14 protein-coding genes and 1 pseudogene are annotated in these 20,229 nt (G+C 38.6%); 4 read left to right on the top strand and 11 right to left on the bottom strand.

Translation table 11 applies throughout. The annotated features are described in order from the left end of the window. Window positions 1-34: 34 nt before the first annotated feature. Window positions 35-2,437, bottom strand: coding sequence for a hypothetical protein (locus LB467_RS00640; protein WP_224472099.1), 2,403 nt, complete (start codon window positions 2,435-2,437; stop codon window positions 35-37). Between the two features lie 242 nt (window positions 2,438-2,679). Further along, window positions 2,680-4,767: a methionine--tRNA ligase gene (gene metG / locus LB467_RS00635; protein ID WP_224472098.1), complete on the bottom strand. Its 2,088-nt coding sequence runs from the start codon at window positions 4,765-4,767 to the stop codon at window positions 2,680-2,682. A gap of 170 nt (window positions 4,768-4,937) precedes the next feature. Between metG and LB467_RS00630 the strand changes: the two genes are divergently transcribed. Both LB467_RS00630 and LB467_RS00625 read left to right on the top strand, forming a co-directional pair. Continuing rightward, a complete protein-coding gene (locus LB467_RS00630) occupies window positions 4,938-5,507 on the top strand; it encodes a hypothetical protein (RefSeq protein ID WP_224472097.1) in 570 nt (189 codons plus the stop codon). Between the two features lie 58 nt (window positions 5,508-5,565). Further along, window positions 5,566-5,929 (top strand): annotated as a pseudogene (locus LB467_RS00625) (YraN family protein). 89 nt (window positions 5,930-6,018) lie between these two features. Here LB467_RS00625 and LB467_RS00620 read toward each other — a convergent pair. The 3 genes from LB467_RS00620 to LB467_RS00610 form a co-directional block, all read right to left on the bottom strand. Next, entirely contained in the window at window positions 6,019-8,085 is a 2,067-nt protein-coding gene (locus LB467_RS00620) for a M13 family metallopeptidase (RefSeq protein ID WP_224472096.1), read from the bottom strand. A 135-nt stretch (window positions 8,086-8,220) separates the two neighbouring features. Then, the gene (locus LB467_RS00615; protein ID WP_224472095.1) at window positions 8,221-8,703 is read right to left on the bottom strand and encodes a nuclear transport factor 2 family protein; all 483 of its coding nucleotides are present in this window, start codon (window positions 8,701-8,703) and stop codon (window positions 8,221-8,223) included. Window positions 8,704-8,841: 138 nt separating this feature from the next. After that, a complete protein-coding gene (locus LB467_RS00610; RefSeq protein WP_224472094.1) occupies window positions 8,842-9,387 on the bottom strand; it encodes a hypothetical protein in 546 nt (181 codons plus the stop codon). A 207-nt stretch (window positions 9,388-9,594) separates the two neighbouring features. Here LB467_RS00610 and LB467_RS00605 point away from each other — a divergent pair, with 207 nt between their 5' ends. Beyond that, complete coding sequence (locus LB467_RS00605; RefSeq protein ID WP_224472093.1) at window positions 9,595-10,554, top strand: NAD-dependent epimerase/dehydratase family protein; 960 nt, start codon at window positions 9,595-9,597, stop codon at window positions 10,552-10,554. 180 nt (window positions 10,555-10,734) lie between these two features. Here LB467_RS00605 and LB467_RS00600 read toward each other — a convergent pair whose 3' ends face one another. The 4 genes from LB467_RS00600 to aspS form a co-directional block, all read right to left on the bottom strand. Next, window positions 10,735-10,929 carry a cold-shock protein gene (locus LB467_RS00600; RefSeq protein ID WP_037318850.1) on the bottom strand — a complete coding sequence of 65 codons (195 nt, stop codon included), beginning with the start codon at window positions 10,927-10,929 and terminating at the stop codon, window positions 10,735-10,737. Between the two features lie 105 nt (window positions 10,930-11,034). Next, complete coding sequence (locus LB467_RS00595) at window positions 11,035-11,274, bottom strand: hypothetical protein (RefSeq protein ID WP_224472092.1); 240 nt, start codon at window positions 11,272-11,274, stop codon at window positions 11,035-11,037. Between the two features lie 4 nt (window positions 11,275-11,278). Then, window positions 11,279-13,069: a chloride channel protein gene (locus LB467_RS00590; protein ID WP_224472091.1), complete on the bottom strand. Its 1,791-nt coding sequence runs from the start codon at window positions 13,067-13,069 to the stop codon at window positions 11,279-11,281. A 122-nt stretch (window positions 13,070-13,191) separates the two neighbouring features. Further along, the gene (gene aspS / locus LB467_RS00585) at window positions 13,192-14,970 is read right to left on the bottom strand and encodes an aspartate--tRNA ligase (RefSeq protein WP_224472090.1); all 1,779 of its coding nucleotides are present in this window, start codon (window positions 14,968-14,970) and stop codon (window positions 13,192-13,194) included. Between the two features lie 306 nt (window positions 14,971-15,276). Here aspS and LB467_RS00580 point away from each other — a divergent pair, with 306 nt between their 5' ends. After that, entirely contained in the window at window positions 15,277-15,636 is a 360-nt protein-coding gene (locus tag LB467_RS00580) for a toxin-antitoxin system YwqK family antitoxin (RefSeq protein WP_224472089.1), read from the top strand. A 72-nt stretch (window positions 15,637-15,708) separates the two neighbouring features. Here the strand turns inward: LB467_RS00580 and LB467_RS00575 are convergent, their stop codons facing one another. Beyond that, window positions 15,709-16,173: a cupin domain-containing protein gene (locus LB467_RS00575; RefSeq protein ID WP_224472088.1), complete on the bottom strand. Its 465-nt coding sequence runs from the start codon at window positions 16,171-16,173 to the stop codon at window positions 15,709-15,711. Window positions 16,174-16,749: 576 nt separating this feature from the next. Beyond that, window positions 16,750-20,223 (bottom strand): efflux RND transporter permease subunit, encoded by a 3,474-nt coding sequence (locus tag LB467_RS00570; RefSeq protein ID WP_224472087.1) that lies wholly within the window; start codon window positions 20,221-20,223, stop codon window positions 16,750-16,752. Between the last annotated feature and the right edge of the window lie 6 nt (window positions 20,224-20,229).

The following is a 20,229-nucleotide window of genomic DNA, read 5'->3' as shown; positions in this document are numbered from 1 at the left end:
GGTTGAATCATAAATTTGATGCAAAGATCAAATATTATATTGAATCTGCTGAAAGTTGCTGCACGTCATGAATTAAATCCCCTTCGCTGGTAACTCCTTCTATGATTAACTGGAAACCAACTTCAGGTTTTTTGATTGTAATGACTGCTGCTTCTCCTTTTTCGAAACTCACTTTGGGGATCCAGTCTATAACCCCAAATTTTTGAAAAAATTCATCTGAAGTATTCTCATACCTTGGTACATAATATTGCTTTTCTTCAGCATAGGCAAGGGGGATATCGATCTCTTGAATACGATCAAACGATTTTGAGCTAAAATGAGAGTCATGTTTTGTATAAACTTTTATACTACCCCTTGAATCCCGGAATCCAGCACCCATTCCTGTTTTATTTATTTCAACATAGTCTACCTGTGTTAAGGGAAAATTATAAAACATTCCCTTATCCGCCATAGGAACATCGTCAAGATACATACTCATTCCAAAATCGGGGTCCTCACTATCTCGTTCCCGTGTGGATGTATTTGTGGCGAAGTTTGATGTAACCCAAAAATTGGGGCTATCATTTACATTAAGTGCCTGGCTTTTCAGGAAATCTGCTAAATAATGAAATAAATTTATATCCTGTTCTGAAATTACTGAGACCCGGCCAAAACGATGCTTCCCTAGTTTCCGGGCTCTATCAACAGGCCTTTCAACTTTTGCAGAGAGATGGACTTCATTTAAAAGTTCAGCTTCGGTATTCAAGCCTTCATACATATTAAATTGCTGAGTTTGATTTTCGGCCTGAGACAGAATTCGTAAAGGGAGTGGCTTTGTCTGCGACTCAAAATCGGGAAATTTATTTGGTAGAAAACGAATGTTAAGGTTTGCCGGGACTAAATTTTCATTAGATTTAATTCTGGAAATCTTAAGTTTTTCACCTTTAACCGGAACATATTCATCAAAAACAAAAGATGTGAATCCTTCCGGAATTTCAATTACCTGTGGGGCATTAACACCAACCCCATGTATCAAATAGCTTAATTTTTTTTGGTTGACATCATTTGTTGGGATGTAAGCTTTAAAAGAAAACTTATGTTGATTATAGCTTAACTGTAGATTATTCTCAAAAATATTTTTCCAGTTATAACTACTCCAGCCCTGCGTTAATAAGAGGTTGTCTAAATCTCTTTTTCTTTCTGGCGTAACATTTGTAAAATACCTGGCAGCATTCTCTATGTTGCCTTTGATGTATGGTTTTAGATTGATATAGGATAGTATATTATGATTTCGTTGATAGGAAATTGTATTTTCTGGCAAAATCGAGATACTCAACTTTCCTTCTTTTTGAGCCCCAAACGGGATGCTTATATGGAGTGAATCCTTTTTTGAAGTGGTATGCAAATTTCTTGATGTTTCCACGACAAAATTTTCGTGGTTAAAATATAGGCGCTCTGCGATAGGTTGCATTTTTTCATTGAATAATGTAAAAACATTCATTCCGGGAGCCAGTTCTTTTAAATCGAAAACTACTAAGGCTGTTTTGTGATCTTTGAATTCAATATTAAAGCTCTGAAATGTTTCACTTCCCTGGGCGATAAGAAAGAATTTTTTAGATTGAAACAAAGAAAGGCTATTAGCATTAGTCTTTAATAAAATCTCCAGTTGAGTTTTCTTTTCATTAACAGATAATACTATTCCTTTATATTCAATCTCCGGCGAGAACTCTACTGGAAGTTCTTCTCCACCATATTTAAAAATTGCAGTGTAGTTTTCATTTCTATTAGGTATAAACGAAAATTTCCCGATTCCAAAATCATTTAATTCAACTATTCCTATTAATTCTTCACTGCTATTTTTAATAATTATTTTAGCATTCCCTATGCCAAGCCCTAAACTGTCTGTTGCTATAACTCCAACACTATTTATAGTGTTATTTAAATAATGACCGCTTTCGGGTAAAAATTGAATATCAATTTTATCAGGAAAGCCCCGTGGTTCTTGAGCTACATAACTGGAATTTAAAATTTTGAAGCTTTCAGAAAAATGATAAGGCTCTTCAAAGTTCTGCATCTGGTTAGTAAAAGCAGTTAAAGTATAATTTCCGGCCTGAAATGTAGAATCTATATCTATTACTCCAAAGGTATTGCCATCTTCTACACGGTACATTTCCTTTTTAATCAGGCTATCTTTTTCGTTTTTAACCGTTACGTATAAATTCGAATTTGAAATATTTGGTTTATGAGTAGATTCATTTAATACGTATGCTGCAAAACCAAGTTGTTCTCCCTTAAGCAGGAGAGATTTGTTGAGGTGTAAATAAGCTATTTCTTTCTTTACAACTTTGTAATTGGATAATTTTTCTATTAAATTTTCTTTGGTGGATTGGCTGTTTACGCCAGATGAAACTGCAATGATTAAGAATAAAGGGATGATTGATTGTAGAATTATTTTCATAAAAGCGGTTTTATTGATGAATCTTTAAAATCTCATCAAACAATATACCGAAATTATATATTTCTTGTGATTATGCACAAAAAATTAATAATTAAGTGGTTTTAAATAGGTATAGGTAAGGAAATTGTGTTATTTATTTTGATTCCTTAAATAATTAGGAAATAAAAAACCTTTAGCTTTGTGATGAATAATTTATTTTCAGAAAGCTAAAGGTTAAGCTGTAAGTTTTATAATAGTAACTGCTAATTTATCGTCGTCCCCGGTTTTACACCATCTTCATCAGGGTTAACAAATACCAGTTTTCCGGCTGAATTCTCTGTCATTAAGATCATTCCCTCGCTTTCCACACCGCGAAGTTTTCTTGGTGCTAGATTAGCTAAAACGGTTACTTTTTTTCCTATAATTTCTTCTGCTTTGTAATGCTCGGCAATTCCTGAAACTACGGTTCTTTTATCTAAACCGGTATCTACCTTAATTACCATCAGTTTTTTGGTTTTGGGCATTTTATGGGCTTCGATTATGGTCCCCACACGCAAATCCATTTTGATGAAATCTTCAAAAGTAGCAGTTTCTTTTTGTGGTTCTAGCTTATTGTTCTCGGCCGCGTTTGCGGTTTTTGTAGCTTCCAGTTTATCCAATTGTTCCTGCATTTGTGAGTCTTCTATTTTACTGAAAAGCAATTTTGCTTTTCCAATTTGGTGCCCTGCCGGGAGTAAAGAATCCCTGGTGGAAATTTTGTCCCACTGAGAAAATTCTTCCCCGGAAAGTTTACTTTCAGCATCAGTGAAATTCAGCATTTTTTGAAGTTTTACCGATGAAAATGGCAAAAACGGTTCGCTTAAAGTCGCTAAAGCCGAAGCGATTTGCAAAGCCACGTACATAACGGTTTTTACCCTTTCTTCATCAGTTTTAATCAGTTTCCAGGGTTCTTCATCGGCTAAATATTTGTTTCCTAAGCGGGCCAGATTCATCAATTCCCCCTGGGCTTCACGAAAACGGTATTTTTCAATAGAACTTGCAATAACCGCGGGGTAAGCTTTTAGTTCCGCAATAGTTTGCTCGTCCACTTCAGAATAATCATGTGGCTTTGGAACAATTCCGGAGTAATACTTATTGGTCAATACCACCACGCGGTTAATAAAGTTCCCGAAAATAGCAACCAATTCGTTATTGTTACGAGCCTGAAAATCTTTCCAGGTAAAATCGTTGTCTTTGGCTTCCGGGGCATTTGCTGTTAAAACGTAACGCAAAACATCCTGCTGATTTGGAAATTCCTCAAGGTATTCGTGCAACCAAACCGCCCAGTTTTTGGAAGTAGAAAGTTTTTTCCCTTCCAAATTAAGAAATTCGTTTGCCGGAACATTTTCTGGCAAAATGTATTCGCCGTGTGCTTTCAGCATCACCGGGAAAATAATACAGTGAAAAACGATGTTATCTTTTCCTATAAAATGTACGAGTTTCGTATTCTCGTCTTTCCAGTATGGCTCCCAGTCTTTGCCTTCGCGCTCGGCCCATTCTTTGGTAGAAGAAATATAGCCAATAGGTGCATCGAACCAAACGTAAAGCACTTTGCCGTCACCGCCTTCTACAGGAACTGGAATTCCCCAGTCTAAATCGCGGGTTACAGCACGGGCGCGTAAACCATCGTTTAACCAGGATTTCACTTGTCCGTGTACATTGCTTTTCCAATCGTGCGCATGGCCTTTTACGATCCATTCGTCCAGCCATTCCTGGTATTGGTCTAAAGGTAAAAACCAGTGGCGGGTTTCTTTTAAACTAGGAATTTCACCTGTGATTGCCGACTTAGGATTAATAAGATCGGTGGCGTTTAACGAAGTTCCGCAGCTTTCACACTGGTCACCGTAGGCTTCTTCGTTCCCACATTTTGGGCAGGTTCCAGTCACAAATCTATCGGCAAGAAATTGCCCTGCTTTTTCATCGTAAAGTTGCTGGGTTGTTTCTTCAATAAACTTTCCGTCTTCATACATTTTTTTGAAAAAAGCCGAAGCTGTATCATGGTGAACTTTTGCTGAAGTCCTGGAGTAATTATCAAAAGAAACCCCGAAATCTTTAAAAGATTTTCTGATAATTCCGTCGTATTTATCAACGATATCCTGCGGGGTAACTCCCTCTTTTTTTGCTTTTATGGTAATTGGTACTCCGTGCTCATCACTTCCGCAAACAAAAGCAACATCATTGCCCTGCATTCGCAAATAGCGGGCATAAATATCGGCTGGGACATAAACACCGGCAAGATGCCCAATATGTAGGGGGCCGTTGGTGTATGGTAATGCTGCGGTAATGGTGTATCGCTGTGGAGTATTGCTCATTTATCGTATAACTTTTATGAAGGCGCAAAGGTAAGCAACTCCTTAAAAATACGCGTTAAATTCTTGTAAAACACAGGGCGACTAAAGTAAATGTTCCTCATTTTAGCCTTTAAAATCTTCCGATAGGATTATTGAAATAAATATATTCGGAAATAAAACCTAACCAACAGATGAAAAAATTAAGCTTAATAATTGTTGTACTTACTCTCGCGGCCTGCGGAAGTTCTAATAGCAAAATGTCTAAAGATAAATTTGTAGCTGAAAACCTTACAGATTTTGATGCTGAAGAGTTGAATGAAAATTATCCTGATGCAAATATGTATGAAGATTCCGGGTTGTTTGAAGAAGGATCGGTAGAAAGGGCATATACAGTCATGTATCCAGATAGTCCGGATGAATTGCATGTTACCTGGAAAACTGAGGAACGTGAGGAAATTTTTGATATTCGGTTTTCTGAAAAGGGAAAATGGAAATCTGCTGAAGGAATTGAAATTGGAACTCCCTATGAAGCTCTGAATCAAATTAACGGAAAAGAGATTTCGTTTTATGGATTTGGATGGGATTACGGCGGCGCTGTGATGTGGAACGATGGAAAACTTGAAAATTCAAACCTGAGAGTGTTTCTCGCGCCTGAGGGAGAAGTTGCCGATAAGTTTTACGGGGACCGCATTATAGAAGCAAGTGAAGAAGAAATTGAAAAACTGAACCTAAAAGTAACCAGCATTATGTTGATGAATTAGTTGTTTTTTACAGGAAACCCCCCGGTTTAAAAATCTTGAATAAAACCTAAATTCACTTATGGCTAAGCATAATGCTTTGGGGGAATTGGGTGAACGCCTCGCTGTGAAACACCTTATAAAACAAGGTTATGAAATTCTGGCTGAAAATTATGTTTATAACAAAGCGGAAATAGACATTTTAGCCCGGAAGCATAACACTTTGGTGGTAGTAGAAGTAAAAACAAGAAGCACTCCTGATTTTGGGGACCCACAAAGTTTTGTAAAGCCTAAACAAATTCGGCAGCTCGTAAAGGCTGCCGATTTTTTTTTTAAATGATAATCAATTAGACCTGGAAGTGCGGTTTGATATTGTTGCGATTATAAAAAATAAGGCAGGAATACAGGTAGAACATCTTGAAGATGCTTTTCTGCATTTTGAGTAAGAGCATTATTAGAATAAAAAAACCTCACAGTTCCGATTCAAATCGTAACTGTGAGATTTATCATTTTATAAGATTTCCGAAGAAATTTATTACCAGATTTTTACTCGATCTTCTGGAGCTACATACATTTTATCCCCTTCTTCAATATTAAATGTGGTATAAAAAGCATCGATATTTTGAAGTGGTACGTAAGCTCTGTACATTCCCGGAGAATGCGGATCGGTCTTGATCCTGTTTTTTAAGGCTTCGTCACGCATTTTTGTTCTCCAAACAGTAGCCCAGGACATAAAGAAACGTTCTTCTGGCGTAAATCCATCTATTTTACCCGGATCTCCGTGTTCTTCTAAATGAATTTGTAATCCGTCGTATGCCGCATTAACGCCACCAAGGTCACCTATATTTTCACCTAAAGTAAATTGACCGTTAATAAAAACACTGTCTAAAACTTCAATGTTGCTGTATTGATCTGCAAGGTCTTTTCCAAGCGCTTCAAATTGCTCAAGGTCTTCATCTGTCCACCAGTTATTCAGGTTTCCTTCAGCATCAAAACGGGAGCCGCTATCGTCAAACCCGTGAGAGATCTCATGGCCAATTACTGCCCCAATTCCGCCGTAATTTACAGCCGCATCGGCTTTGTAATCGTAAAACGGTGGCTGAAGAATAGCCGCCGGAAATACAATTTCGTTATAGCTTGGGTTGTAATATGCGTTTACGGTTTGCGGAGGCATAAACCATTCGGTTTTGTCTACCGGCTGGCCAAGATCGGTCATATTATCGGCTACTCTCCATTTGCTGGAGTTCATCATATTCTGGAAATAAGATCCACCATCTTCAACTTTTACAATTTCAAGATCGCTGTAGTCTTTCCACTCATCTGGATAACCAACTTTAATAGTAGTGGTCCCCAGTTTTTCTTTCGCTTTTTTCTTGGTTTCTTCACCCATCCAGCTTAGGTTGTCTATCCTGTTCTCGTAAGCCTTAATAAGATTAGAGATCATTTCCTGAGCTTTTTCTTTAGCTTCAGCCGGGAAATGTTTGTCTACATATAATTTACCTAAAGCTTCACCTACAGTACCGTTTACAGTCTGTAAAGCACGTTCTTTTCTTGGGCGTTGCTCCTGCGCACCTTGCAAAGTCTTACTGTAGAACTCCCAGTTAGCTTCTTCAATTTCTGTAGAAAGCGTGCTGGCTGCATCGTTGAAAATGCTCCACTTCAAATAATCTTTCCAATCTTCAACAGAATTTTCAGCGAAAATACCCTGAAGGGATTCCATATATTTTGGTTGAGCAACGATAATGGTATCAAGATCTGTAGCTCCAATTTCTTCAAAATAAGTATCCCACTCAATCGCAGGAACCATATTTTTAAGCTCAGCTACTGTTCTTGGATTATAAGTATTACGCGCATCACGACGCTCTACTTTATCCAGTTGAGGTTCTGCAAGGCTGGTTTCAAAAGCAAGAATACGCTCTGCGGCTGCTGCAGCTTCTACTTCAGAATACTCTATATATTGAAGCATCCTGGTGATGTGTTGCTTGTATTTTTCTCTTTTTTCTTTGGAATCTGAGTCATCGGCAACGTAGTAATCACGATCTGGTAAACCTAATCCTGCAGGATAAAGGTATGCAGCGTTCATATTACTGTTCTTTGCGTCTGCACGAACTCCGAAAGAGAAAAATCCGGCACCGCCGTATTCTTGCATTTCGGTAAGGAATTCCTGTAAGTCTTCTTTATCTTCAATAGCATTTACTTTGGCTAAATATGGTTTTACCGGTTCCACGCCTTTTTCATTTCGGGCAACGGTATCCATAATTGTATTATAAAGGTAAACGGCTTTGGCCTGGTCGCTTGACGGATCTAAACTGTCGTTTGCAGAAGCACCTTCTAAAATCGCCATCGCATCCTCATCGGTACGCTCACGCAATTCCATAAAACTTCCCCAGGTAGTTTGGTCTGAAGGGATTTCGGTAGAATCTACCCATTTTCCGTTTACATATCTAAAGAAATCTTCTTGAGGTGTAACGGTAGTGTCCATATAGGCTAGGTTAATACCGTGCACCTCTTCTTTTTTACTTTCTTTATCGTCGTTTTGACAACTTGTAATAGTTGCAGCTCCCAAAATCGATAAAAAGAGCACATTCGTTATTTTTTTCATGTGTGGTTTAAGATTATTATGAATTATCGCGCTAAAGTACTAAAAAATAGGCTATTTAGCCGAAGATTATTTGAAGCTATAAACGAATTGAATTTCATAGTCTGGATGCAATTCCTAACACTATTTCTGTGAAGTTTAATCAATTTCATTGATTAATTTTTGATCAAATTCTTTCTTTAGCCTAGTTACTTTTTCCACGTTCTCGTTTGGGATCGTGATAGAAAGTACATAATGTACAATTTTCCAGCCTTCTTCAGTTTTATGAAGCACTCCAGAGCCGCGGCAAATGCCCATTTGTGTGTCCAGCAACTCATCAAACCAGGCGATTTTGCTATTTTCTTGCGTATAGATATTGCGTTCCAGATTTGTGAAATTCCAGGCTTTTCCACGATCAAAATAAGGTTTTGAAAATTCCCGAAAATCATCGTTCTGCCAGTTTTCGGTAGCATCGGTACCTATAAAAATGCCGTCTTCGGTCATTAAGCTGAAATACTTATCAAAATCAGCTTCCGCAGCGGTATTGTGCCATTGGGTTAGAACGGTATCTATATTAGATTTTTCCTGCGCAGATATTCCTATACTGAACATTAGAAAAAACAGTGCTATATTCATTTTCATTCTGATAATTTTTTTAATCCCTCATTGAGGGTTTAATTCCCCGAGGCCTGCCCGAATCATTCAGGCGGGATTGCCCCGAGGTTCCTGATTGAAGCCACCAAATTTTTAGGTATTTCTAAATAAAGAATAGGGGGCAAGTTACTCTGCTGAAATAGTATCCCTTTCAACCCTAAATTCATCCAGCTCATCTTCAAAATCTTCCAGGGTTTTCAGGAAAAGCTCATTAAGCTGAATCTTTAAATTATTGAATTCGTCTGGGATTTCACGGGCAACCTCAGTAATGGCATCGGCATCTAACCGCCGGCGATGCGAAAGTTGTTCTAAAACTTTCGCTTTGGTAGCCAGAACATTGGCACGGGCTCTAATCGCATTAGAACTTAAAGAATCTGGAATACTGGCCGAAAGGGATTCCATAACCTGCGAGATAGGTCGCGAACTTTCTATGGTTTGTTGCAGGTTATAATTTTTTAACTGGTCTACTTCATTTTGTGCCGCAATATAAGCCAGCCATTGTATTACATGTTTTCTTGCTTCAGGAAGTAAGACTATTTCCTGGTTAGTGGTTTCTATAGGCTTGTTTAAAGTAATAGAATCTAATTGCCTGCCTGAATTGTCCTCAGTTTTGGATTTTTCATTACAGGACCAAAATAATAGGATAAGTATTATAAATACCGGTTTCTTCATACATCTACAAAGTTAATCTAAATTACTCCAATTTAAATAACTTTCCCAGGTCTAAGTATTTGTTCCTTACCTGTGAGTTTCAATTTCTGATATATTCAGTCTAAAAGCCATGGCTTGATAAAAGATTTCTAATAAAAAGAAAGGTTTTGGCGATTTCATTGCAAATACCTCTGTGTAAATAAATATATTTGCGGAAAAATGAATAAGATGGCCGGGAAAATTTTAATTATAGGAGCTTGTGGGCAAATTGGAACCGAGTTAACCTTGAAATTACGTGATCTCTACGGAAATGATAAAGTAGTGGCTAGTGATATTAGGGAAGGCAGCGAGGAGCTTATGGAATCTGGCCCTTTTGAAATTGCCGACGCCACTGATGCTGATTTAATAGAATCTCTTATTAATAAACACGGGGTTTCTGAAGTTTACCTTATGGCCGCAATGTTAAGTGCCACTGCTGAAAAAGCCCCTATGAAAGCCTGGAACCTTAATATGGATTCCCTTTTTCATATCCTTAATTTTGCGAAAGATAAAAAGATAGAAAAAGTTTTCTGGCCCTCAAGTATTGCTGTTTTTGGTCCCACTACGCCTAAAAACGATACCCCGCAAACTACAATCATGGAGCCTTCCACGGTATACGGGATAAGTAAACAAACCGGTGAAAGATGGTGTGAATATTTTCACGATAAATACGGTGTAGATGTAAGGAGTTTGCGTTATCCCGGCATTATAAGTTACAAAACCCTTCCCGGCGGCGGAACTACAGATTATGCAATAGAGATTTTTCACGAAGCGCTTAAAAAGAAAAGCTATACTTCATTTTTAGATGAAAATACCGGACTTCCTATGATGTATATGGACGATGCGATTAAGGCTACCGTAGATATTATGGAAGCACCTTCAGAAAAAGTAAAGGTGCGTTCCTCTTATAATCTTTCGGCCCTGAGTTTTACTCCTAAAGATCTCGCTGAAGCTATTGAAAAGGAAATTCCTGAGTTTAAAATTGCTTATGAGCCCGATTTCCGTCAAAAAATAGCCGATTCCTGGCCCTCCAGTATAGATGACTCTGAAGCCAGAAAAGACTGGCAATGGGAACACGATTTTGACTTACAAAGCCTGGTTAAGGAAATGCTTAACGGTGTATCTGAACAATTGAAAACAGCGAAATAGCTGTATCTTCTTTAATATCCTTAAATTTTAGAAGAGAAATCAATAATGAATGGCCTGAATTCCGGGCTATAAAGATGTCGTAGTCATACTCAGATTAAAAATCTAAATCATTAAAATTAGAGCATAAAAAAAGCCGCTATCACAGCGGCTTTTCAAGTTCTTGAAATAGGATAATATATATTATTCTATAACGCGTACTTCCGCAGCGTTAACTCCTTTTCTACCTTCTACTTCAACGTACTCAACTTTATCACCTTCGTTCAAGCTCTCGCCATCTAATCCAGTAATGTGTACGAAGATGTCTCTTCCTGTTTCGTCGTTGGTAATGAATCCATATCCTTTTGATTCATTGAAAAATTTAACTGTACCTTCCATCGTAATAATAAAATAAATAATTAATAAAGGGCAAAGTTAGCATAATATTATTGATGACAATGCAATATTTTTAATTTTCTTTTGAAAGTCTTTTAAAATAGACGCTTAATCTATGCCTTTGTCTTTCATTCTATCCATGTTCTCTTTAGTGAGAGTGTAGTCTTTGAGACGTTTTCCTTTCCATCTCACATAGAGGAAAATTGGCATTAAAATAAATGCACTTGCCAGTACAGCTAGACCAATTATCTGGTCTCCCAGCAAAACATCTTCAAAAGTGCGGGTATAAAACCCTACTCCAATGGCAATTAAAATTAATATGCCCAGTATCTTTAAAATGGTATTCATAGCATTAAACAGTTACTTCTATTAGTTTTTGACGGTATGCGGTGAGTAGTTTAGATTTTGAAATAAAACCAATATACTTTCCATCTTCCACCACCGGGAGGTTCCAGGCATTTGTTTCCTGAAATTTAGTCATGATATCTTTTGAGCGGTCTTTTCTAAGGTCTATTATTTCAGGGGCTCGTTGCATAATATCGCTCACCTTTACCTCTTCATACATTTTCTGGTCGAACATTATCGGCCTTATATCGTCTAAAAGAATGATACCTAAAAAGTTACGGTTTTCATCGATAACGGGAAAAAGATTTCGGGAAGATTTTATCACACCTTCGTGAATAACATCGCCTAGATTCATCTCGATATTAAGAGTCACAAAGTTTTTTTCTATAATCTGCTGAATATTCAAAAGGGTTAAAACAGCCTGATCTTTATTGTGGGTTAGTAGCTCCCCGCGTTGGGCAAGTTCCATGGTGTATACTGAATGCGGTTGAAACCTGCTGGTTACCACAAAAGAAATGGCAGCGGTAATCATTAGCGGAACAAAAAGCTCATAGCCGCCGGTAAGTTCGGCAATAAGGAAAATTGCAGTAAGCGGCGCATGCATAACTCCCGCCATAACCCCGGCCATTCCTACCAAAGTGAAATTACTTACCGAAATAGGATTATTCAGCAGTCCGAGATTATTTACAATCAGCGCAAAACAATGTCCCATGGCGCTACCCATAAATAAAACTGGTGCAAAAATACCTCCAACTCCTCCTGCACCCAGGGTTAGAGATGTTGCGATAATCTTGAAAACCACAAGCCCCGCCAGGAGGAGAATCACCACCCAGATGTTATCCAGATATGCATCAAATAAATTGGTTTGCAGGGCAAACATATAATTTTCCTGAAGCAAATTATTGATCACGTCGTAACCTTCCCCGTAGAGTGGAGGAATAAAAAATATCAATACTCCCAGCCCAAGTCCGCCGGCAAGCAATCTGAGGAACCCCGATTTTATTTTCCGGAATAGCTCTGCAGATTTAAAATAAACCTTTCCGAAGTAAATTGAACAAACCGCTGCTATTACGCCCAGTAAAACGTAAAATGGAACTTCAGAAACATCAAATTGATCACTTAATTGATAATGTAAAATGATATCGTTGCCAAAAAAGAAATAGGAGGTAAGTATCGCAGAAACCGAGGCTGTAAGTAACGGGATCATGGAAACCAGAGTAAGGTCCAGGCTAAATATCTCTATCGCGAAAATTATTGCGGCAATTGGCGCCTTGAATAAAGAGGACATCGCCCCGGCAGCAGCACAACCTATTAAAAGGGTGCGAGTGGCCTGATTCATTTTAAACAGCCGCGATAAGTTGGAGCTTATGGAGGCCCCGGTAGCGACTGTAGGCGCCTCTAAACCAACAGACCCCCCGAACCCTACCGTAAGCGGTGCGGTAATTAAGGATGCGTAAGATTGAAACCTGCGCATAATCCCCTGTCTTTTGGAAATAGCATGCAAAACTGTAGGAATACCATTTCCTAAATCTTTTTTTATAATATATTTTATAATGAAGATGGTAATGGCAATCCCCAGGATTGGGAAAATAAAATAGAAAGCATTGTGATAATTCACAATAAATTCGTCTTCCAGTAAACGTTGGATATAGTGGGTAAAATTCTTGATACTAACCGCTACGAGGCCCGCAAGGAAACCAATAAGAGAACTTAACACCATCAAGAATTGCTGATGGCTAAGATTCCTGGTGCTCCAGTCTGAAAATTGGGTTAAAAGTTTTGTGACTTTAGTACTCACTCAAAATTTTATTTAAGTGAAGATAAAAAAAACCCGATGTGAAACCGGGATTTTCCATCAATTATAATTTTACTCGATAATCGAGATTTAAATGCTCTGGTGCTTGCCTTGAATTAAAAGAATCATTTTCCGGGGATACTTTTTGAGCTTTCTTCCAGGTTTACCTGTAGATGAAGCTCCTTGAGCTGTGCTTCATCAAGTGTGGCCGGTGCATCTATCATCACGTCCCTGCCGTTGTTATTTTTAGGAAAAGCAATAAAATCCCTGATGCTTTCCTGACCGCCCAGAATGGCTACTAACCTGTCAAAACCAAAGGCAATTCCACCGTGAGGTGGTGCGCCGTATTGGAAAGCATCCATTAAAAAGCCGAATTGTGCTTTGGCTTCTTCCGGGGTGAAACCTAAGTAATCGAACATTTTGGCCTGAGTTTCTTTGTCATGAATTCTTATAGAACCACCGCCAATTTCATTTCCGTTCAGTACCAAGTCGTAAGCATTGGCACGAACTTCTCCCGGGTTGGTTTCCAGTAGTGCAAAATCTTCCTTCTTTGGTGAAGTAAAGGGGTGGTGCATCGCGTGAAAACGTTTTGTTTCTTCATCCCATTCCAGTAATGGGAAATCCACAACCCAAAGCGGAGCGAATTCATTGGCTTTTCTCAAACCTAATTCGTTCCCTAGGTGCATTCTTAAAGCGCTTAGCTGGGTCCTGGTTTTATTGGCATCACCGGCCATTACCAGAATAAGATCTCCGGGTTTTGCATTGGTAGCTTCTGCCCAGGTTTTTAGATTTTCTTCAGAATAAAATTTATCTACGGAAGATTTTAAAGTTCCGTCTTCATTATATTTCGCCCAAACGAGTCCGTTGGCGCCTACCTGTGGTCTTTTAACCCAGGATATTAATTTGTCTATTTCTTTTCTTGTGAAAGAAGCCGCTCCCGGAACCGCGATTCCCACGACCAATTCCTGCTGATCGAAAACATTAAAACCTTTGTTTTTAGCAATTTCGTTTAATTCGGCAAACTCCATCCCAAACCTTATGTCTGGTTTGTCGTTTCCGTATTTTTTCATCGCTTCAGCGTAGGTCATTCTTGGGAATTCTGCTACTTCCACGCCATTGATCTCTTTTAGTAAATGGGTGGTTAATCCTTCAAAAATATTCAGGATATCTTCCTGTTCAACAAAAGCCATTTCACAGTCAATTTGTGTGAATTCCGGCTGCCTGTCGGCTCTAAGGTCTTCATCCCTAAAACACTTTACGATCTGGAAATATTTATCCATCCCGCCAACCATAAGCAATTGCTTAAAAGTTTGTGGCGATTGGGGCAGGGCATAAAACTGCCCTTGGTTCATTCGGCTTGGTACTACAAAATCGCGAGCACCTTCAGGTGTAGATTTGATTAAGTATGGCGTTTCCACCTCGATAAAATCCTGTTCAGAAAGATAGTTTCTAACTTCCATCCCAACCTTATGGCGAAATTTCAGTTTATTTTTTACCGGATTTCTACGAATATCGAGATAACGGTATTTCATTCTTAGGTCTTCGCCACCATCGGTTTCATCTTCAATAGTAAAAGGAGGAGTAAGGGAGGTGTTGAGAATATTGACTTCTTCAACCAAAACCTCAATTTCACCGGTTGGAATATTTGTATTCTTAGATTCCCGTTCAATTACTTTTCCGCTCACCTGGATTACAAATTCACGACCCAGTTTTTGAGCTTTTTCCATAAGTTCTTTTGAAGAACGATCTTCATCAAAAATAAGCTGAGTGATGCCGTAACGATCGCGCAAATCTACCCAAACCATAAAACCTTTGTCCCTTATTTTTTGAACCCAACCCGAAAGTTTTACTTCCCGGCCAATTGAAGCTGCATTTAATTCCCCGCAGGTGTGACTTCTATACATGATATTCCTGAAATTTTAAGTAGCGCAAAAGTAAGAAGTTCTTATGGTTTTGGCGATAAATAGCCGGAGAAAATACTCACCAATTGAGATTTAAATACTCATGAGTGTGGCCCAAATCAACCTATGTTTTTAGCTGATATTTTGTGTATAGTATCAAGAATTCTCTCTGTGTTAAGTTAAAAAACCACATTTAAGTGTTTGTTTATTAGGTTTTTAACACCTCAATGTTAAGTTAATGTTACGTGATTGTTGTTTTAAAGTAAACATTTAGCTATATTTGTAAAGTAAAGTTTAAAGAATAAGACTATGAAAAAGATAAAAAACATATTGATGGCTGCCATTTTTACCTTTGGAGCAGCTGCTATGGCGCAAGAAAGTCCAGAACCAAAATTTGAAAAAGAAGGAGATCTTATTAAAGGAACTTTCTATTATGAAGATGGTTCTGTCCAACAAATGGGAACTTACAAAGATGGAAAGCTTCATGGCGAATGGATTGCTTATGATGCTGAGGGTAAAAAGCAAAGCATCGCTACTTATACTAAAGGAGTGAAAACCGGAAAATGGTTTTTCTGGAGTTCAGATAAATTAACTGAAGTTGATTACGATAATAACCAAATCGCTGGGGTGAATACCTGGAAAAGCGATGGTACTTTAGCTGATAACTAAAAGCTAATTTCCTATATAAAATTAAAGGCTGTCTGAAAAGACGGCCTTTTTTTATTCGATTAAATCTGAATTTTAGTCTTTCTCTACCGGTATTGCATCTACCGGATCTTCAAAGGCGATAAAAAGAACGCAGGGAGAATCTCCGCATTTAGCTGAATGCGGTTTATTGGCCGGTCCGTAAGCATACGATCCTTCTTTTAAAGTCTGTGGTTGTTCTCCGTCATAAGTTACTTCCATTTCACCAGAGATAAGTACCATGCGCTCGGCAGAAGTGTGAGTGTGAGTAGGGATGTTAGCATTAGCCGGAACTTTAAAAAAGATGTCGGCATTTTTTTCGGCAGGATTTCCGTGCAAGACTGCTATATTACATCCTGCAGGCATAAAATCGGGGCAGGGACCCCATTCCAGATTTGAGTCGCTTTTTGAAAACGCGATTGAGTTTTCAGAAGTTTCCTGGGCGAAAATTCCGCCGCATAATAAGAGCATTAGTAAAAAGTAAAAACTTTTCACTTCCGTAAACTGATGTTGGATTTTCATAATTTCCCGTTTTATTGGTTAAAAGCTTTTTTTTAAAAAGTTTAATCTTTTAAGCTACCTCAATTAAATGGAAAATGGAATAAGTGAATTCCCTGTAAATAGTAGAAATAAAAATGAGGCTGTCTGAAAAGTCTAATTCCGTCAAGCTGAGACCCGTGATAAAAAATTACCTAGCGTAGTAAAATGACGTTTCGAGCATAGCGAGTTTTAAACTCCGTGTGCGATTTTTTCTGCCTCCGACGACCAAAAGGGAGAGGAAGGCAGTTGCCAAAAAAACACCTCCACATAGGCGCCCTTCCTGCCCGTCCGTTCAGGCGGGTTTTGTTTCGTTTTACTTGTATCCGACGAACGCAGTGAGAGGAATACACGCAAAAAATGAAAAAGGAAACTTCCAAACCAGGTAAGTTTCTTTTTGAATATAGAAATATAAAAAACAAACCTAAATAACAGGATATTAAAATACGTCAATGGTAACTGGTTTCAGCTTCTAACATGATTTTATTATCAACATCTTAGATTCTGAAACCAGTTCAGAATGACGATTTAAAAAACTTTTCAGACAGCTTTTTTTGTAATTTAAGTTCTTGCTTCCAGCTTTCTTTGTTTCCGCTCCTTGCGTTTATCGGCGATTTTCACCTTGGCGCGATTTACCAGGTAGAACATTACCGGAACAACAACCAGCGTAAGGAAGGTGGCAAACACCAACCCAAAGATTACCGTCCAGGCCAGAGGCCCCCAGAAGATCACGTTGTCTCCACCAATAAATACTTTTGGATCGTAATCTGTAAATAAACTAAAGAAATCTATATTCAAACCTACTGCCAATGGGATTAAACCAAGTACGGTAGTAATCGCAGTAAGCAGTACAGGTCGTAACCTCGATTTTCCTCCTCTAACAATACAGTCAAAATACTGTGCCCGGGTTAAAAGTTCGTCTTCATCTACATTCAGTTCCCGTTTTTTCCGGTCTATAAGAATTTGAGTATAGTCAATAAGTACAATGGCATTATTAACTACGATCCCCGCGAGAGAGATAATTCCCATCATTGTCATAATAATGATAAAATCCATCTGGAAAATGATCAATCCAAGGAACACTCCCACCAAACTCAATACTACCGCCATAATGATGATGATCGGTTTGGACAGTGAGTTAAACTGGGCGACAAGAATAAGCAGAATTCCGCCTAAAGCGATTAATAATGCTTTTAGCAAAAAAGCCATATTTTCTTCCTGTTCTTCCTGTTCACCGGTGAACTCTAAAGTGATATTCTTCGGAAGATCATAACTTCTAAGGGCTGTTTTTAACTGGCCTACAATTTCGTTTCCGTTGTAACCTTGCAGCACATTAGAATAGAGGGTAATCACCCTTTTTAGATCTTTTCTTTTAATGGAACTAAAAGAAGATGCAGATTCTGTAGTAACCAAAGACGAAATGGGTACTTGAATTATCTCACCAGTGTTCTGATCCTTAAAAGTAATTGGCTGGTTAAACAATACGTTTTCATTATAGCGGTACTCATCAGCAAACCTTACATTTATCTCATAATCATCATCACCTTCTTTGTAAGTAGAAACCTCTTCCCCATAAATTGCTCTTCTCAAAGTCTGACCTACCTGAGATGTCGAAACTCCCAGCTGTCCGGCTTTTCTCCGGTCTACTTTTACACTTAATTCAGCTTTAGATTTGTTAACGTCAATTTTCAGTTCTTCAATCCCTGCAATGCTAAGATTGTTGACATAGGAACGCAAGTTTTCAGCCTCTAACAGCATTTGCTCATAATCCTCACCTTTAAGTTCCATATTTATGGGGTAACCTGTTGGTGGACCGGCGGCATCTTTCTCTACCACAATAGAAGCACCGGGGAAACCCTGTACAGCTTCCCGCACTTCAGATAAAACTTTGCTACTGCTCACGCCACGCCTTTCGGTAAATTCGCGCATTGAAAGCGTGATCTTAGCTTTATGAGGCATTTCATTTTGCTGACCACCATCGGTTTGGGGATTTCCTGCACCTTCACCAACCTGAGAGATAGCCGATTCAACCATAAAATTATAGCCATCTTCATCTTCATATTGCTTAATGGCTTCAAAAACACGTTGTTCAACCTGTTTGGTGAGTTCATTGGTTTTATTAATATCGGTTCCCTGCGGATATTCGATATAGGTTATAACCTGGTTGGGCTCATTCTCCGGAAAGAACAAAACTTTTGGTTGAACCAGCGCAATCAATACAAAAGAAAGGAATAGCAAAAGTAAGGTTCCGAAAAAGGTGAAATAGGCTTTCTTTCCGCGTAGCGCAAATTTTAAGGTCTTTTCATAGGCATTTTCCATTTTCTTAAGGGCGGTATATTGGAAATATTCCACAGCCCGGGAAAGGAAATATTTATAAGCCCAAAGTAAAATGGCAGCCAGAATTAAAATATTTCCAAAAGCTCTAAGCGCACCAGCATCAACTACAAAACCTATAATTAATAATAATAATCCAAACCCGGCCAGAATAGAACTTATTTTTATAAGTTTCTTCCTGGTAAATTCTTCCTCTTCGGTTCTCATAAATTGAGAGGTAAGCATCGAGTTGATAATTAGCGCGACAAAAAGTGAAGAACCTAAAACGATAGACAGTGTGATTGGGAAAATTACCATAAAACTTCCTATAATTCCCGGCCAGAGTCCCAGCGGGAAGAACGCGGCCAGGGTTGTGGCTGTAGATGCGATAATAGGCCGGGCAATTTCACCTAAACCTTGCTTGGCAGCCAGTTTTCGCGGCATACCTTCGTCCATTAAAGTGTAGACGTTTTCAACCACCACAATCCCGTTATCAACAAGCATCCCAAGACCCATTACCAGGGCAAAAAGCACCATTGTATTCAAGGTGTACCCCATACTGGACAGGATAATATAAGAAAGGAACATAGATAAAGGAATCGCGATCCCTACAAATAATGCATTCCTAAATCCCAGGAAAAACATTAAAACCAGAACCACCAAAATCACACCAAAAATAATGTTGTTCACCAGGTCGTCTACCTGGCTTCGTGTATTGGTGGAGAGGTCGTTGGTTAGGCTTATGTACAGACTTTCTGGAAGATATTCTTCCTGTTCTTTTTTTACAATTTCTTTTATCTGGTCTACAGCCTCGATCATATTCTTGCCGGCACGTTTTTTTATGTCTAGCATAACCACGGGGTCGCCATATTCGCGTGCAAAAGTGGTAGCATCTTTTTCCCTGAAGTTGATAGCTGCGATATCTTTAAGGAATATATTGCCTCCTTCTGTTTTTACAACAACATTGTCAAGCTCGCTGGGATCTTCGATTTCCCCAATGATCCTGATATTTTTTTGAACCCCGCTGGTAATAATATTTCCACCCGAAATTGTTCTGTTTTCACCGCTAACCGCGTTTACAATATCTGTGAAACTAACTTTTGAAGCAGTCATTTTATAGATATCTACCGCGATTTCAACCTCCATTTCTTCGGCCCCACGAATACTGGCTTCTTTTATCTGCGGAAGCAATTCTATACGTTCCTGAAGATATTCGCCATATTCTTTTAATTGCTGAACCGTATAATCCCCCGTTAGGTTGATGTTTAGAATAGGTTGTTCTTCTGAAATATTAAGGTCAAAAACATTGGGCTCTACCTTTGCACCATTATCTAAGGTAGGCCAGGTAGTCTCGGCTTTCACCATATCTACCTTGTCTTTTACCTTGATTTTGGCGCTTTCTACTTCAACATCTTCTTCAAATTCTACAATTACCAAAGAATAATCCTGAAAAGTAGAAGACGAAATTTCTTTAACGCCTGCAATATCATTAAACTCTTCTTCGAGAGGTTCAGTGATGAATTTCTCAATATCTTCCGCCGAGTTCCCAGGGTTTATAGAGCTAACATAAATTTTGGTCTCCACAACCTCGGGAAAGGTTTCCCGCGGCATATTATAATACGACATGAGTCCGCCAATCATCACAATGGCGATAATTACATATACCGTCATTTTGTTGTTGATGGCCCAGGATGAAAGCTTAAATTCTTTATCTAAATTCATTGCAGC

It is taken from the genome of Salegentibacter tibetensis, assembly GCF_020164485.1.
GTDB lineage: Bacteria > Bacteroidota > Bacteroidia > Flavobacteriales > Flavobacteriaceae > Salegentibacter > Salegentibacter tibetensis.
Note: the sequence above shows the minus strand (reverse complement) of the source record. Positions and strands in the feature narration are given on the sequence as shown.

Bases quoted from the DNA above. Each gene is read 5' to 3' on its own strand.
- LB467_RS00570 (WP_224472087.1), bottom strand. From the start codon at position 20,223: ATGAATTTAGATAAAGAATTTAAGCTTTCATCCTGGGCCATCAACAAC.
- LB467_RS00620 (WP_224472096.1), bottom strand. From the start codon at position 8,085: ATGAAAAAAATAACGAATGTGCTCTTTTTATCGATTTTGGGAGCTGCA.
- LB467_RS00630 (WP_224472097.1), top strand. From the start codon at position 4,938: ATGAAAAAATTAAGCTTAATAATTGTTGTACTTACTCTCGCGGCCTGC.
- LB467_RS00640 (WP_224472099.1), bottom strand. From the start codon at position 2,437: ATGAAAATAATTCTACAATCAATCATCCCTTTATTCTTAATCATTGCA.
- LB467_RS00575 (WP_224472088.1), bottom strand. From the start codon at position 16,173: ATGAAAATCCAACATCAGTTTACGGAAGTGAAAAGTTTTTACTTTTTA.
- LB467_RS00605 (WP_224472093.1), top strand. From the start codon at position 9,595: ATGGCCGGGAAAATTTTAATTATAGGAGCTTGTGGGCAAATTGGAACC.
- LB467_RS00600 (WP_037318850.1), bottom strand. From the start codon at position 10,929: ATGGAAGGTACAGTTAAATTTTTCAATGAATCAAAAGGATATGGATTC.
- LB467_RS00580 (WP_224472089.1), top strand. From the start codon at position 15,277: ATGAAAAAGATAAAAAACATATTGATGGCTGCCATTTTTACCTTTGGA.
- metG (WP_224472098.1), bottom strand. From the start codon at position 4,767: ATGAGCAATACTCCACAGCGATACACCATTACCGCAGCATTACCATAC.
- LB467_RS00615 (WP_224472095.1), bottom strand. From the start codon at position 8,703: ATGAAAATGAATATAGCACTGTTTTTTCTAATGTTCAGTATAGGAATA.
- LB467_RS00595 (WP_224472092.1), bottom strand. From the start codon at position 11,274: ATGAATACCATTTTAAAGATACTGGGCATATTAATTTTAATTGCCATT.
- aspS (WP_224472090.1), bottom strand. From the start codon at position 14,970: ATGTATAGAAGTCACACCTGCGGGGAATTAAATGCAGCTTCAATTGGC.
- LB467_RS00610 (WP_224472094.1), bottom strand. From the start codon at position 9,387: ATGAAGAAACCGGTATTTATAATACTTATCCTATTATTTTGGTCCTGT.